This window comes from Nocardia sp. NPDC051990 (assembly GCF_040680755.1).
Classification (GTDB): domain Bacteria; phylum Actinomycetota; class Actinomycetes; order Mycobacteriales; family Mycobacteriaceae; genus Nocardia.
The window spans coordinates 164,581-179,647 of the sequence record NZ_JBFAXH010000007.1; the positions used below are offsets into that span (position 1 = coordinate 164,581).

Here is a 15,067-nt window from a genome sequence, read left to right on the forward strand (position 1 = left end):
CGGCCGGGCGGCGGCGACTCGCCATCGACGCCGTACTGTATGGGGGCACCTATTTCGAGATGGAGCACAACAGACGTGACCAGGTTCGACACCATCGAGCGCGCAGTCGCCGATATCGCTGCCGGTAAGGCGGTTGTCGTCGTCGACGACGAGGACCGCGAGAACGAGGGCGATCTCATCTTCGCGGCCGAGAAGGCGACCCCCGAGCTGGTCGCCTTCATGATTCGCTACACCTCGGGCTATATCTGTGTGCCGCTCACGGGTGAGGACTGCGATCGACTCGGCCTGCCGCCGATGTACGCGCAGAACCAGGACAAGCACGGCACCGCCTACACCGTCTCGGTCGACGCCAGGGAGGGCATCAGCACCGGTATCTCCGGGGCTGACCGTGCCACCACCATGCGGCTACTCGCCGACCCGAATGCGAAGGCCGACGATCTGACCCGCCCGGGTCACGTGGTTCCGTTGCGTGCCAAGGAAGGCGGCGTGCTCCGCCGTCCCGGCCACACCGAGGCCGCGGTCGATCTGGCGCGAATGGCCGGATTGCAGCCCGCCGGTGTCATCTGCGAGATCGTGAGCCAGAAGGACGAGGGCCATATGGCCCGCACCGAGGAATTGCGCGTCTTCGCCGACGAACACAACCTGGCGCTGATCTCCATCGCGGAAATGATCGCCTGGCGGCGCAAGCACGAGAAGCAGGTCATTCGGGTCGCCGAGGCCAGGATCCCCACGGCGCACGGCGAATTCAAGGCTGTCGGCTATCAGAGCATCTATGACGATGTCGAGCATGTCGCGCTGGTGCGCGGCGATATCGACGACGGCGACGATGTGCTGGTGCGGGTGCATTCCGAATGCCTCACCGGTGATGTCTTCGGTTCGCTGCGCTGCGATTGCGGTCCGCAGCTGGACGCCGCACTGGAGATGGTGGCCCAGGAGGGGCGCGGTGTGGTGCTCTACATGCGCGGACACGAGGGTCGCGGCATCGGGCTGATGCACAAGTTGCAGGCCTACCAGCTGCAGGATTCGGGCCACGACACCGTTGACGCGAATCTGGAACTCGGTCTGCCCGCCGACGCCCGCGACTACGGCACCGGCGCGCAGATTCTGGTGGATCTCGGGATTCGGTCCATGCGCCTGCTCACCAACAATCCGGCCAAGCGCGTCGGACTGGACGGCTACGGGCTGAAGATCACCGAGCGGGTGCCGATGCCGTTGCGCGCCAATGCCGAGAATCTGCGGTACCTGCGCACCAAGCGGGACCGGATGGGACACGACCTGATCGGGCTGGACGAACTCGATCTCGGCGAGACCGCACGGTGATTTCTCACCTCGACGCAGCCTGGAAAGGAATTCAGTGAGCGAGCGCAGCGAGCGAACCATGTCACAGCGCGCATCGCGCATGCCGGAGCCCGACCGGAGGTCCAAGGGGCGTCCCGCAGCTCGGGCGGTGTGGGGGTGGTCCCCACAGGGTCCGTGCGCCAGCGAGGCGCGGGCATGAGCGGCGCCGGTGTACCCAGCTTCGAGCTGTCGGATGCCAAGAATCTGAAGCTCGGTATCGTCGCCTCGCGCTGGCACACCCAGATCTGCGACACGCTCGTCGCGAATGCGGAGCGGGTGGCCAAGGACGCGGGCGTCGAGCACATCACCGTGGTGCGGTGCGCGGGTGCGATGGAACTGCCGGTGGTGGCTCAGGAATTGGCTCGCTCGCATGACGCGGTGGTCGCGCTCGGTGTGGTGATCCGCGGTGGCACACCGCATTTCGAATACGTCTGTGATGCGGTGACCGCCGGCCTGACCCGGGTATCGCTCGATGCCGGCACGCCTGTCGCGAACGGTGTGCTGACCACCAATAACGAGGAACAGGCGCTGGATCGGGCCGGGCTGCCCGGTTCCGCCGAGAACAAGGGCGAACAGGCCGCCGCGGCGGCGCTCGATGCCGCGCTCACGTTGCGCGCCCTGCGGCAGTCCGGGTAGCCATGCCGGTCGTCCGCATCTGGCGCAGGGGCGCCTCGGCCGCCGAATCGGATTCCGGTGAGTGGGACCTCGAGGTACGGCCGCATCGCGCGGTGCGGACCGCGTGGATCGTCGCGGGACTGCTGGTCGCCGGTTTCACTACCGGCGGCGTCTTGTTGCGTCACGGCTCGACGGGCGTGAACTTCCGGCTCGCGGACCAGTTCGCCATGATCGGCATCGGCGTGCTCGGTGCGGCGGCAGTGCTGCTACTGACTCGGCCGCGGGTCCGGGTCGGCAAGCGTGGCATTTCGGTGCGGAACATCCTGGGCGACACCGAATTCCCCTGGAAGTACATCCGCGGCGTCTCGTTTCCGGACCGAAAGTCCTGGGCCCGCCTCGAATTGGTCGACGACGACTACGTCCCGCTCATGGCAATCCGCTCCAACGATAAGAAACGCGCCGTCGAGGCCCTGGACAAATTGCGGGCGCTGGGCGCGAAATACACTGCCGCACAAGAGTAGTCGGGTATTTCCCCGTGCTGCGCGACATCCTGAGCTCGCGTGCTGGCCGAGGCATTCGCCGACGATCCGCTCATGACATACTTCTGGCCGGTTGCGGTGCGTCGCCGAAAAGCGTCGCCGCTGGTCTGGGATTCGTGCTTCGCATCTAGACAGCGGAACGGGATCGTCGACATCGCAACCTCGAGCGACGGCGGTGAACTCGGTCGCCGTCGGGCTCTGGGAACCTGCGGTGTGGCGTCGCCGCCGACCAAGCCGGTGACCCTGATCCGGGCACTCGGTCGCGGTCAGCGGCGGGCACTACCAGCCGCCACGCGGATCGATGGGTGTTCTGCCCGAATTTCCGCATCTGTATCTTGCGGCCATCGGAACCGACCTGACATGCAGGGCATGGGTTTCGCGTCGGCATTGCCCGAGAAGCGCTTATCAGGCACCACGGACCCGTGTTTCCGACTGGCGACCAGACGGTCTGATGTGCCGTTCTAGGAGCGTTTCGGCTTCGAACGGCTAGGCGCCCTGGCGCTCGATGACGGCCCGCTGCTCTATCCAATGCATCGGGCCGGATAACGCAGCCGCGGGTCAGTGGGTGTCGCCGAGGACGGCGCCTTCGCGCCGGGGGTCGGCACCGCCGATCCAGCCGTCGGTGCCGTCGCGTTGCAAAGCGCTGGCGCCGCTGGATTGTGGGGCGACCGAGACCTGGTGACCGAGTTCGCGCAGGCGCAGAACCAGTGGATCGTGATCGCCGTTATCGGTGGCATTGATGGCTGGGTGCTCGCCGCCGACGCCGGTCGATGGACTGTTTCCGGCGCCGAAGTCCACTGCGGACACCGCCTGCTGGGGGTCCAGGCCCCAATCCAGCACGCCGATCAGGGCTTTCACGACGAACTGGATGATCACCGAACCTCCGGGGGAGCCGGCGACCTCGGTCAGATCGCCCCGGGAGCCGTCGGCATTGTGGTCGAAGACCAGGGTCGGGCTCATCGAGCTGCGGGGCCGCTTACCCGGCTGGAGGCGATTGGCCACCGGGGCGCCATCGGTGCCGAATGGATCGGCGGAGAAGTCGGTGAGCTGGTTGTTCAGCACGAATCCGTCGACGAGATGGAACGATCCGAAGGCGGCTTCGACCGTGGTGGTCATCGAGGCGGCATTGCCGTACTTATCGACCACCGAGATATGGCTGGTGCCGTGCTCCGGCGGCTGCGGACCGACGCCGAGCGGCACCGGGCCGAAATCGCCGGGCTGCGCGGTACCCATGCTGTGGTTGGGATCGATGAGACTTGCGCGCTTTTTCAGATAGTCCTTGTTCACCAGGGTCTGTGGCGAATTGCCCGGCAGTGGAATGAAATCCGTATCGGCGACGTACTTGTTCCGGTCGGCGTAAGCCAGCCGCTCGGCCTCCGAGATCAAATGCACCGCTTCGGCCTTCGGCTTGCCGCCGTTGCGGTCGATATTGTCCGGCTGCAATGCGGACAGGTCGAAGTTCTCCAGGATGCCGAGGGTGGCCGCGACGGTGATGCCACCCGAGGACGGACTCGGCATACTGCAGATGTCGTGCGTGCGGTACGTCGTGCAGAGCGCGGTACGCTTTTTGGCCTGATATCCGGCGAGGTCGTCGGCGGATATCAGGCTCGGGGTGCGGCCACCCGCGGTGGACGCGGCCGCGTCGACGATGTCGTGGGCGATCGCGCCGGTGTAGAAGGCATTGACGCCGTCGGTGGCAATGGCGTTCAAGGTCTTCGACATTGCCGGGTTGGTCAGCACGGTGGCGACTCGTTTCGGAGTGCCGTCCGGATTGAGGAAGTAGGTCTTCGCGGACTCGTCCACCGCGAGATCCTTAGCGGATTCGGCGATCTGACTCGCCAGCCGCGGACTGATCGGGAAGCCGCGATCGGCCAGGCCGATGGCCGGGTCGACCAGATCCCGCCAAGCGGTCTTGCCATGGTCGCGATGCGCCAGTTCCAGCATGCGCAAGACGCCGGGCACGCCGATCGAGCGTCCGCTCGCCCGGGCACTCGGCTTCGGCTCGGTCCGATCGGTATCGCTGACCCAGCGCAGATAGTTCTCGGTCGCCGCCGCGGGGGCGATCTCCCGACCGTCGTATGCCTCCACGCTCTTGCTGGCCGCGTCGTAGTAGAGCATGAACGAGCCACCGCCGATGCCGGAGGCCTGCGGCTCCACCAAGCCAAGCACCAGCTGTGCCGCGATGAGTGCGTCCGCGGCCGTGCCACCGTTGCTCAGCACCTTACAGGCGGCCTCGGTGGAGAGCGGGTTGGCCGTGGATACCGCGTAGGTCTTGGTGCGCACCGCCGTCATGTCGGAGCGGTAGCCGGTCGCGATCTCCGGATGGGTGCTCAGATCCTTGGTCGCGCCGGGTGTCGCAGCCGCCGAGGTCGCGACCACCGGGGTCCCGTTCGGTGTCGCGGTACACGCCGCGTTCGCCGGTGTGTCATCGGATGAGCATCCGCTGACAACGCTGACGATGAGCATGAGCGCCGCCGCGGCGCTGACCCAAGTTCCTCGCGTGCGACTCATGGACCGCACTGTATCGCCGATCGCCGAGCGTCGCAGGAAATCCGTCCCAGTGCTGGTGAGTTCAGCGAAAACGGTTAGCGGGCAATCGCATTGAGCGCCTGTTCGAATGCGACGCTGCGGGAACGGGTATCGAGGCCGAGTTGTTCGACCGATGACGAGTGCGGCGGTCGGTAGGCTGGCACAGTGGCGATCGAGGCGGTTCTTTTCGACTTCTCCGGCACGCTGTTCCGGCTCGAACCCGATGAAAGCTGGGCCGATATGGTCGGGGCTGATGACAAACCCGTGGACGGGTCGCAGCAGGCCGCGATCTTGGATCGGATGACGACGCCGGTCGGTCACGGTGCGGTCTTCGACGCCGAGGGTCGGCTCGCCTGGGAGCGGCGGGATCTGGATCCGGCAATGCACCGCATCGCCTACCACGAGGTCTTGCGACAAGCCGGGGTGCCGACACCGGAGCTGATCGAGCGACTCTACGACTGGATGCTCGACCCGCTGACGTGGACGCCGTATCCGGATACCGGCGCCGTACTGAAAACCCTGGCAGCGCAGGGCATCCCGGTCGCTGTGGTGAGCAATATCGCCTTCGATGTCCGACCGGCATTCGCCGTCAACGGCTGGGATCGGCTCGTCGCCGCGCACACGCTGTCGTTCGAAGTTGGCGCGGTGAAGCCGGATCCGCGGATCTTCCTGGCCGCGGTGGACCAGCTCGGCGTGCGTCCGGAATCAGCGCTTATGGTCGGCGACAGTGCCGTAACCGATGGCGGCGCGGTAGCGGCTGGCTGTGGTTTCGCGCTGGTCGATCCGCTGCCGACGGTGGAGCGCGCCGAAGGTTTGCTCGAGGTATTGCGGCGGTATGAACTGGCCTAGTGTCCGGTATGTGACCTGCGACACATTTCTCGAATCCTGAATGCCCTTGCCCCCGAACTGAATTAGCTTGCTGTGACGCCCACCACATCGTGGTGCGCTAGCTCGACGGGGAGTGGCCATGGATGATGCCGAGGCATATTTCGAATCGTCGGCCGTGCGGACGGCGTCGCCCGTCGGCCTGCCCGAATCGGTGCGCGAGGCCAGAGACGGCGCATGGGGCCTTGCGGGTTTCGGCCTTGCGTATCCGATTGTCCTTGGCCTGATCATCGGCGATGACGCGGCGAGATCCGCGGCTGTGCAATTCGGCGCTAGCTGGGTGCTCGGCCTCGCGGTACTCTTCCTCGGCCGCGGGCCATTGGTGCGGCGGGTCGCGATCGGTTCGGCCCTGCTGCAATCCGTCGCCGTGCTGTGGATTCACGTCGAGGCCGTCCCGAATGTGGCGGGGTTTGTCGTCGTCTTCTTCACGTTGGGCGCGTCGGCGACGATCGTGTACCAGCTGTGGCGACCGGAAGCCAAGGCGTGGTTCGACATTCGGGTCGCCGACGCCGAGTGGTGAACGGCTCGGATCAAGCGGGTTGTGCGGAAGGTTCGGTCGTCACGAGATCGGGCTCCGCTGATCGCGCGTAGCGCTGGGCGAGGACCGTGCAGGTCAGTAGCTGGATCTGGTGGAAGATCATGAGCGGCAACACGATCAGGCCGACCGGATGTCCGGTGAACAGGACCGAGGCCATGGGGAGCCCGGTGGCCAAGCTCTTCTTCGAGCCGCAGAACACGGCGACGATCTGATCGGGGCGCGAGAAACCCAGCAGGCGGCTACCGAAGGTGGTGATCGTCAGGACCACGGCGAGAAGGCCGGCGCACACCGCGACCGTCGCCAGTAGTGCCCGCGGCGATGTAGCGCTCCAGATGTGTTCCACCATGCCCGCGCTGAAGGCGGCATAGACGACGAGATAGACCGAACCGCGATCGACGGCCCTGGTCACCGCGGCGTGCCGCAGCAGCCAGGTCATCCGGGGTCGCAGGACTTGACCCGCCAGGAACGGCAGCAGCAGTTGGACCACGATCGCCAGGATCGCCGTCGGGGAGACGGTCGCCTTGCCGGTGGTGTCCATCAGCAGCATGACCAGCAGCGGGGTCGCGAAAACACCGATCAGATTCGACAGTGACGCGCTCACCACCGCGCCCGCCACATTCCCGCGGGCAATGGCGGTGAAGGCAATCGATGACTGCACAGTCGACGGCACCAGGCATAGGAACAGCACGCCGGTGTAGAGATCGTCGGTCAGTACCGATGGCGCCAGTACGTGCATTGCCAGCCCGATCAGCGGGAAGACCAGATAGGTCACCGCCAGCACCGACGAATGCAACCGCCAATGTCGCAACCCGGCCAGTGCCTCCCGGGGCTCGAGCCGCGCGCCGTAGAACAGGAACAGCACACCGATCGCGACCTTGGTCATCCAGTCGAGCGCATCGGCCGCGACACCGCGTGCGGGAAGCAGCGCGGCCACCGCCACGCTGGCCAGGAGGCCGAGCATGAACGCATCGATGCGGAGTTTGGCAAGAAACTTCACCCGTCGACGGTACGGCCCGCCTGATTGAACGAAAAAGGCGTTCGGAATGATATCTGTAAACGCAAACGACGATAATTGGAGTATGTTCGAACCTGAGCTGCTGCGCACATTCCTCGCCGTCGAACGCGCGGGGGGTTTCACCGCCGCGGGGCGCATCCTCGGCCTGCGTCAGTCCACTATCAGCGGCCATATCGCCCGTTTGGAGAAAGCCGCGGGACGGGAATTGTTCCGCCGCGACACCCGCAATCTCGCGCTGACGGCCGACGGCGCGGCCATGGTCGGCTTCGCCCGCGCCATCCTCGACGTGCAGGGGCAGGCCGAGCGCTACTTTTCCGACTCCACCCTCACAGGTTTGATTCGCCTCGGCGCCTCCGATGATGTGATGGCCCGCGAACTCCCCGACGTACTCCTGGAATTCCAGCGCACCCATCCTGGCGTTGATCTGGAACTCACTGTCGGCCTGAGCGAAAACCTCAAAACCCGCATGACTACCGGTGAACTCGACCTGATGGTCGGCAAACGCCTGCCCGGTGAGCGGCACGGCGAACTGCTCTGGCGCGACCGGCTGGTGTGGGCGGGCCGCTCGGCCACGACGGAATTCGACGATCCGGTCCCGCTGGTCACCTATCCGCCACCCAGTCTCACCCGCCGCATCGCATTGCAGGCCCTCGAACGCGACGCCCGCACCTGGCGCGTCACCTGCACCAGCGACAGTCTGCTCGGTCTGCGCGCTGCCGTGCTCGCCGGCCTCGGCGTCATCGTGCATGCCGAAACCCTGATCCCGGACGGCCTGCGCGTCCTCGCCGACCCGCGGCTGCCGGCGCTCGGCGACCTCGAATTCGTCCTGATGCGGCGTCGCACGACCCTGTCCGCGCCGGAGCGGGTGCTGTGCGATGCGATCGTCGCGAGTGCCCGCCGCTTCGGCTGAGCCGCGCCCATGCGGATGTGTCGGAGCCGGTCGATAGGCTTGGATTCGTGGCAGATCCCGCGACCTACCGGCCGAAGCCGGGCACGATTCCCATTGCACCCGGTGTCTACAAATTCCGGGACGCGCACGGGCGTGTGATCTATGTCGGCAAGGCGAAGAGTCTGCGCAGCAGGTTGAATTCGTACTTCGCCGATGTGGCTTCGCTGCACCCGCGGACCAAGCAGATGGTAACGACGGCGGCCAGCGTCGAATGGACCGTGGTCTCCACCGAGGTGGAAGCCCTTCAGCTGGAATACAACTGGATCAAGGAGTTCGATCCGCGATTCAACGTGCGGTATCGGGACGACAAGTCGTATCCGGTGCTTGCGGTCACCTTGAACGAGGAGTACCCGCGGCTGTTCGTCTATCGCGGCGCGCGCAAGAAGGGGGTGCGGTACTTCGGTCCGTACGCGCACGCCTGGGCTATTCGGGAGACTCTCGATCTGCTGCTGCGGGTCTTTCCCGCGCGCACCTGCTCCAACGGAGTTTTCAAGCGGCACAACCAGATCGGGCGGCCGTGCCTGCTCGGCTACATCGACAAATGCTCGGCCCCGTGCATCGGGCGTGTCGATGCCGACGAGCACCGCCGGATCGTCGAGGACTTCTGCGATTTTCTGGCCGGGCGCACCGATCGCATGGTGCGCGATTTGGAGCGCCGGATGCACGACGCCGCCGAGGAGTTGGACTTCGAAGCCGCCGCCCGGCTGCGCGACGACGTCCAAGCGCTGCGGCGGGCACTGGAGAAGCAGGCAGTTGTCCTCGGCACCGGTACCGATGCCGATGTGGTCGCCTTCGCCATCGATGAGCTGGAGGTGGCGGTCCAGATCTTCCACGTCCGCGACGGCCGGGTGCGCGGTCAGCGCGGGTGGGTGGTCGACAAATCCGGCGACGCCATCGATGGCCACGAGGCCGGTGGCGAGGTGGCCGCGCTGGTCGAGCAGTTCCTCACCCAGTTCTACGGCGAGCAGGCCACACTGGCCGAACAGGGCGAGGACGAACAACCGGCCACCGCGGTCCCGCGCGAGGTGCTGGTGCCGGAACTGCCCGCCGATGCCGAACAGGTGCAGGAGTGGCTGAGCAAACTTCGCGGTTCGACGGTGCGGCTGCGGGTACCGCAGCGCGGTGACAAGAAGGCGCTCGCCGAAACCGTGCAGCGCAATGCGATGGAGGCGCTGGCCCAGCACAAGCTCAAGCGCGCGGGCGATCTGACCTCGAGATCCGCTGCGCTGCAAGATATTCAAGATGCCCTCGATCTGGACAGCGCGCCGCTACGAATCGAGTGTGTGGATATCAGCCACGTGCAGGGTACCGATGTGGTGGCCTCGCTGGTGGTGTTCGAGGACGGTCTGCCGCGCAAGTCCGAGTATCGCCACTACACGATCAAAGAGGCCGCGGGCGAGGGCCGCTCCGATGATGTCGGCAGTATTGCGGAGGTGACCAGGCGGCGGTTCTATCGCCTGCGTCGCGAACGGGATGAGTTGGCGGCCGAGGAGCCGACATCCGGTCGGGAGAATGGACACGCCGACGAATCCGCCGACGACCTCGAACTCACCTCACGGCCCGGTATCGACCCACACACCGGCCGCCCGCGGAAATTCGCCTACCCGCCCAATCTCTATGTGGTCGACGGCGGCGCACCCCAGGTCGCGGCCGCCGTGGAGGTCCTCGACGAACTCGGCATCACCGATGTCGCGGTGATCGGCCTGGCCAAACGGCTGGAGGAAGTGTGGGTGCCGGGGGAGAGTGATCCGGTGATCCTGCCTCGCAATAGCGAGTCGCTATATTTGCTGCAGCGGGTGCGCGACGAGGCGCACCGCTTCGCCATCACCTTCCACCGCAGCAAACGCTCGCGCCGGATGACCGCATCCGCATTGGATTCGGTACGCGGCCTCGGCGAGTCCCGCCGGACGGCGCTGGTCACGCATTTCGGATCGGTTGCCAAACTGAAGGAGGCGACGGTCGAGCAGATCACCGAGGTGCCCGGCATCGGAGTGGCGACCGCCAAGGCCGTTTTGGCCGCATTGCAGGAGGAATAAGCGACCTACGTTGTGTGTCTGCGCCCGATACCGGAACCGGTGCGGGATGATCGACAGGCACCCTGACACAGATCCGGTAGGACATGAGACGCGTCGAATCGAACAACAGTGCGGGCAGCCCGCGGTCGACCCCTGGGCGAACCGGCTCCGCGGGCTCCATCGGCGCACCCGTCGGACGCAGCGACAGCAACCCATCCCAGCCGCGGGTCGAGGTCGTCATCGTGACCGGCCTATCCGGCGCGGGTCGCGGCACGGCGGCCCGTGTACTCGAGGATCTGGGTTGGTACGTCACCGATAACCTGCCGCCGGAGCTGATCGGCCGGATGGTGGAACTCGGGGCTTCCGCGGAACCGCCGATTCGCCGCCTCGCGCTGGTCATGGATGTGCGCAGCCGCTTCTTCACCGGCGATCTCTCGGCGGTCACCGACCAGCTGCGGTCCGCGGGCGTACCGACAAGGATCCTGTTCCTGGAGGCCTCCGACGACGTGCTGATCCGCCGCTTCGGCTTCGCGCGCCGGCGCCATCCGCTGCAGAGCGAAAGTGCCGACGGTACGCTCTCGGCGGGCATCGCGGCTGAACGGATTCGCCTCTCCGCCGTGAAGACGGCGGCTGACCTGGTGATCGACACGACCGAACTCTCGATCCACCAGCTGCACCGCAAGTTGGAGGAGGCCTACGGCGGCGGCGCGCCCACCGCACTGCAGCTGACGGTGCAGTCGTTCGGATTCAAGTATGGGGTTCCACTCGATGCGGACATGGTGTTGGATGTGCGTTTTCTACCCAATCCGCATTGGATACCGGAACTCAGGGAACATTCGGGACAGGAGACCGTGGTCAGCGAGTATGTATTGTCGCGTCCCGGCGCGGCCGATTACTTGAGTACCTGCCACCACCTGGTCGATCTGACGACGAATGGTTACCGCCAAGAGGGGAAGCGATACATGACGGTCGCAGTGGGCTGCACCGGAGGTAAACACCGCAGCGTCGCGATAGCCGAGGCGCTCGGCGAATTGATCGGCTCGGCAGTGTTCGATTCACTGCAGGCAGAAGCATCCGGTCCGGCCGATGTCGTACGGGTCGTGCATCGGGATCTGGGGCGCGAATGACCGGGTGGGAATCGGATCCCGCCATAGTTGCGCTCGGTGGCGGGCACGGCCTGTATGCGACGCTGACCGCGGTGCGGCGGCTGACCAGAAAGATCAGCGCGGTGGTGACCGTCGCCGACGACGGTGGTTCATCGGGCCGACTGCGCGCCGAACTCGGTGTGCCACCGCCCGGTGATCTGCGCATGGCGCTCGCGGCGCTGGCCGCGGACGGCGAGGATGTGTGGACGCGCACCGTGCAACACCGCTTCGGCGGCACCGGCGCGCTGGCCGGACATTCGGTCGGCAATCTGATCCTCGCGGGTCTGACCGAGGTGCTCGGCGATCCGGTCGCCGCGCTCGACGAGGTCGCCAAGATGTTGCGTGCCACCGGGCGGGTGCTGCCGATGTCGCCCATCGCGCTCGATATCGAAGCGGATGTTTCTGGGCTGGAAGCGGATCCGCGCGTGAGCCGTTGCATTCGTGGGCAGGTCGCCATCGCGACGACACCGGGTAAGGTGCGGCGGGTGCGGCTGATCCCGTCCGATCCGCCGGCCAGTCCGGAGGCCACCTCGGCCATCGAACACGCCGATGTCGTTGTGCTTGGCCCGGGTTCCTGGTTCACCAGCGTGATTCCGCATGTGCTCGTACCCGAATTGCGCGACGTGCTGGTGTATACCAGGGCGCGCAAGGTCCTGGTGCTGAATCTGGCCGCGGAGCCGGGCGAAACGGCGGGTTTCTCCGCGGAACGCCATCTCCATGTATTGTCCCAGCACGCACCGGAATTCGTGGTCGACGAGGTACTGGTCGATTCCGGGTCGGTGCCGGAGGGTCGCGAAAGAGAACATGTGGCCAGGGCTGCCGAGCAATTGCGGGCACGAGTAACCTTTTCCGATGTCGCCGAAGCGGGCACCGACCGGCATCACCCCGGAAAGCTTGCCGCCGCACTGGATCAGCTGATCCGGCAACCTCGGCCACATATGGCAGGGCTTCGAGTCGAGGGACGGCACATGGGTCAGGATGTGCGTTCCGGGTTGGGTGGAAAGGAGCGCGTCTCGTGGCGATGACGGCCGAAGTGAAGGACGAGCTGAGCAGGCTCACGGTCTCGCAGGTGAGTTCCCGCAAGGCGGAACTGTCTGCGCTGCTGCGGTTTGCGGGCGGTCTGCACATCGTCGGCGGGCGGGTGATCGTCGAGGCCGAGGTGGATATGGGTTCCATCGCGCGCCGGCTACGGCGCGAGATCTTCGAGCTGTATGGCTACGGCTCCGATGTGCACGTGCTCGGCGCGGGTGGTCTGCGCAAGACCTCGCGCTATGTGGTGCGGGTGTCCAAGGAGGGCGAGGCGCTGGCCAGACAGACTGGTCTGCTCGATGTGCGCGGTCGTCCGGTGCGCGGACTACCCGCACAGGTGGTCGGCGGCAGCATTGGCGATGCCGAAGCCGCTTGGCGCGGAGCGTTTCTCGCGCATGGCTCGCTCACCGAACCTGGTCGCTCCTCGGCGCTGGAGGTCAGCTGCCCAGGTCCGGAGGCCGCGCTCGCGCTCGTCGGTGCGGCGCGTCGGCTCGGCATCACCGCCAAGGCGCGTGAGGTGCGCGGCACCGATCGGGTTGTGGTGCGCGACGGCGAGGCCATCGGTGCACTGCTGACGCGGATGGGTGCACAGGACACCCGGATCGTCTGGGAGGAGCGCAGGCTGCGCCGCGAGGTGCGGGCCACGGCGAATCGTCTGGCCAATTTCGACGATGCGAATCTGCGCCGCTCGGCCCGTGCCGCGGTCGCCGCGGCCGCGAGAGTCGAACGCGCACTGGAGATTCTGGGCGACGAGGTACCCGACCATCTGGCCGCGGCGGGCAAGCTGCGGGTGCAGCACCGCCAGGCGTCACTGGAGGAGCTGGGCCAGCTTGCCGATCCGCCGATGACGAAAGACGCTGTGGCAGGCCGGATTCGACGCCTGCTGTCGATGGCGGACCGCCGGGCCAAGGAGTTGGGGGTACCTGATACCGAATCGGCCGTCACCGCCGAACTGCTCGACGAAGCGTGAGTCGAATCGCCGCCGACGAGACGGCGATTCGACTCGACCGGACGCTACCCGTCTCTGCGTCTCGAGACGAATGTCGGTGTATCCACCAGGCGGTACAACGAGCCGGATAGTTTGGGGCCAGCACCGCGGAGTAATCCGCCAACCATGAACTCGCTGTACGACGAGCATGCACCGTAAATCCTGTTCCGGGCCTGGTTGACCACCACGGAGCGAGTCTTGCGAGCGACGTTCGCGACCCGTCTCGCATCCGCGCGAAGGCGCGGTCATCGACACAGCCGGCTCGGACCCGCCCATCGAATGCCGCCGGGCAAAGTCCGTCATCAGTCTCTTGCGCTTGGACGAGCGAATGCGAGGCCACCACACACCAGGGGCGGCGAACACGCGGCGCCGGAGGTGCTGCAAATCGAACACAGCTCGGGCACTACTGTGGTTTATGGCATCGGAATGAATCCGCTTGAAAGCTGAGGAGCGATAACGTGACTGTCCGGGTAGGCATCAACGGCTTCGGTCGTATCGGACGAAACTTCTTCCGGGCGGTGGAGGCGCAGAAGGCGCTCGGCACCACCGACATCGAGATCGTCGCGGTCAACGACCTCACTGATAACGCGACCCTCGCCACGCTGCTGAAGTACGACTCGATCCTCGGCCGCCTGCCGCAGGAGGTGTCGCTGGACGGCGACGACACCATCGTGGTCGGCGAGCAGCGGATCAAGGCGCTGGCCATCAAGGAGGGCCCGTCGGCCCTGCCATGGGGCGACCTCGGCGTCGACGTGGTCGTGGAATCCACCGGCATCTTCACCGACGCGACCAAGGCGAAGGGCCACATCGCCGCGGGCGCCAAGAAGGTCATCATCTCCGCGCCCGCCAAGGGTGAGGACCTGACCGTCGTCATGGGTGTCAACGACGACAAGTACGACGGCAGCCAGAGCATCATCTCCAACGCCTCGTGCACCACCAACTGCCTCGGCCCGCTGGCGAAGGTGCTCAACGACAGCTTCGGCATCGAGCGTGGTCTGATGACCACCATCCACGCCTACACCCAGGACCAGAACCTCCAGGACGGCCCGCACAGCGATCTGCGCCGTGCCCGCGCCGCCGCGCTGAACATCGTGCCCACCGGCACCGGCGCCGCGAAGGCCATCGGCCTGGTGCTTCCGGAGCTCAACGGCAAGCTCGACGGCTACGCGCTGCGCGTCCCGGTCCCGACGGGCTCGGTCACCGACCTCACCGTGACCCTGAGCAGGTCGGCCTCGATCGACGACATCAACGCCGCGTACAAGGCCGCCGCCGAAGGTGCGCTGAAGGGCATCCTGAAGTACAACGTGGACCCGATCGTGTCCAGCGACATCGTTACCGACCCGCACTCGTGCATCTACGATGCGCCGCTGATCAAGACCATCGATGACCAGGTGAAGGTGGTCGGCTGGTACGACAACGAGTGGGGCTACTCCAACCGCCTCGCCGACCTCATCGGCCTCGTCGGCAAGTCGCTCTGACGCG

The 15,067-nt window shown here is 66.1% G+C and carries 13 protein-coding genes; 11 read left to right on the forward strand and 2 right to left on the reverse strand.

Features of this window, described 5'->3' with window-relative positions:
* The first annotated feature begins 75 nt into the window (after window positions 1-75).
* The 3 genes from AB0L63_RS16135 (at window position 76) to AB0L63_RS16145 (ending at window position 2,474) form a co-directional block, all read left to right on the forward strand.
* Window positions 76-1,320 carry a bifunctional 3,4-dihydroxy-2-butanone-4-phosphate synthase/GTP cyclohydrolase II gene (locus tag AB0L63_RS16135; RefSeq protein WP_364500634.1) on the forward strand — a complete coding sequence of 415 codons (1,245 nt, stop codon included), beginning with the start codon at window positions 76-78 and terminating at the stop codon, window positions 1,318-1,320.
* 174 nt (window positions 1,321-1,494) lie between these two features.
* The gene (gene ribH / locus AB0L63_RS16140; protein ID WP_364500636.1) at window positions 1,495-1,974 is read left to right on the forward strand and encodes a 6,7-dimethyl-8-ribityllumazine synthase; all 480 of its coding nucleotides are present in this window, start codon (window positions 1,495-1,497) and stop codon (window positions 1,972-1,974) included.
* Between the two features lie 2 nt (window positions 1,975-1,976).
* On the forward strand, window positions 1,977-2,474 hold the full coding sequence (locus AB0L63_RS16145) for a PH domain-containing protein (RefSeq protein ID WP_364500639.1): 498 nt from the start codon (window positions 1,977-1,979) through the stop codon (window positions 2,472-2,474).
* 576 nt (window positions 2,475-3,050) lie between these two features.
* On the opposite strand, the gene ggt is transcribed toward AB0L63_RS16145, so the two are convergent.
* Complete coding sequence (gene ggt, locus AB0L63_RS16150) at window positions 3,051-5,003, reverse strand: gamma-glutamyltransferase (protein WP_364500642.1); 1,953 nt, start codon at window positions 5,001-5,003, stop codon at window positions 3,051-3,053.
* Between the two features lie 183 nt (window positions 5,004-5,186).
* Between ggt and AB0L63_RS16155 the strand changes: the two genes are divergently transcribed.
* Together AB0L63_RS16155 and AB0L63_RS16160 are read left to right on the forward strand one after the other, a co-directional pair.
* A complete protein-coding gene (locus tag AB0L63_RS16155; RefSeq protein ID WP_364500645.1) occupies window positions 5,187-5,870 on the forward strand; it encodes an HAD-IA family hydrolase in 684 nt (227 codons plus the stop codon).
* A 118-nt stretch (window positions 5,871-5,988) separates the two neighbouring features.
* A complete protein-coding gene (locus tag AB0L63_RS16160; protein WP_364500647.1) occupies window positions 5,989-6,426 on the forward strand; it encodes a hypothetical protein in 438 nt (145 codons plus the stop codon).
* A 10-nt stretch (window positions 6,427-6,436) separates the two neighbouring features.
* On the opposite strand, the gene AB0L63_RS16165 is transcribed toward AB0L63_RS16160, so the two are convergent.
* Window positions 6,437-7,441, reverse strand: a complete 1,005-nt coding sequence (locus tag AB0L63_RS16165) for a bile acid:sodium symporter family protein (RefSeq protein WP_364500649.1) — start codon at window positions 7,439-7,441, stop codon at window positions 6,437-6,439.
* 82 nt (window positions 7,442-7,523) lie between these two features.
* On the opposite strand from AB0L63_RS16165, the gene AB0L63_RS16170 reads away from it, so the two are divergent.
* The 6 genes from AB0L63_RS16170 to gap all read left to right on the forward strand — a co-directional run bounded on the left by AB0L63_RS16170 (window position 7,524) and on the right by gap (window position 15,063).
* Complete coding sequence (locus AB0L63_RS16170; protein ID WP_364500652.1) at window positions 7,524-8,369, forward strand: LysR substrate-binding domain-containing protein; 846 nt, start codon at window positions 7,524-7,526, stop codon at window positions 8,367-8,369.
* A gap of 47 nt (window positions 8,370-8,416) precedes the next feature.
* Window positions 8,417-10,444 carry an excinuclease ABC subunit UvrC gene (gene uvrC, locus AB0L63_RS16175; protein ID WP_364500655.1) on the forward strand — a complete coding sequence of 676 codons (2,028 nt, stop codon included), beginning with the start codon at window positions 8,417-8,419 and terminating at the stop codon, window positions 10,442-10,444.
* Between the two features lie 83 nt (window positions 10,445-10,527).
* Window positions 10,528-11,550: an RNase adapter RapZ gene (rapZ, locus tag AB0L63_RS16180; RefSeq protein WP_364500658.1), complete on the forward strand. Its 1,023-nt coding sequence runs from the start codon at window positions 10,528-10,530 to the stop codon at window positions 11,548-11,550.
* Window positions 11,547-12,593 (forward strand): uridine diphosphate-N-acetylglucosamine-binding protein YvcK, encoded by a 1,047-nt coding sequence (yvcK, locus tag AB0L63_RS16185; protein WP_364500660.1) that lies wholly within the window; start codon window positions 11,547-11,549, stop codon window positions 12,591-12,593. The genes rapZ and yvcK overlap by 4 nt, the downstream gene beginning before the upstream one ends.
* Window positions 12,584-13,567, forward strand: a complete 984-nt coding sequence (gene whiA / locus AB0L63_RS16190; protein WP_040692075.1) for a DNA-binding protein WhiA — start codon at window positions 12,584-12,586, stop codon at window positions 13,565-13,567. The genes yvcK and whiA overlap by 10 nt, the downstream gene beginning before the upstream one ends.
* A gap of 476 nt (window positions 13,568-14,043) precedes the next feature.
* Window positions 14,044-15,063: a type I glyceraldehyde-3-phosphate dehydrogenase gene (gene gap / locus AB0L63_RS16195; protein ID WP_364500663.1), complete on the forward strand. Its 1,020-nt coding sequence runs from the start codon at window positions 14,044-14,046 to the stop codon at window positions 15,061-15,063.
* Window positions 15,064-15,067: the final 4 nt, after the last annotated feature.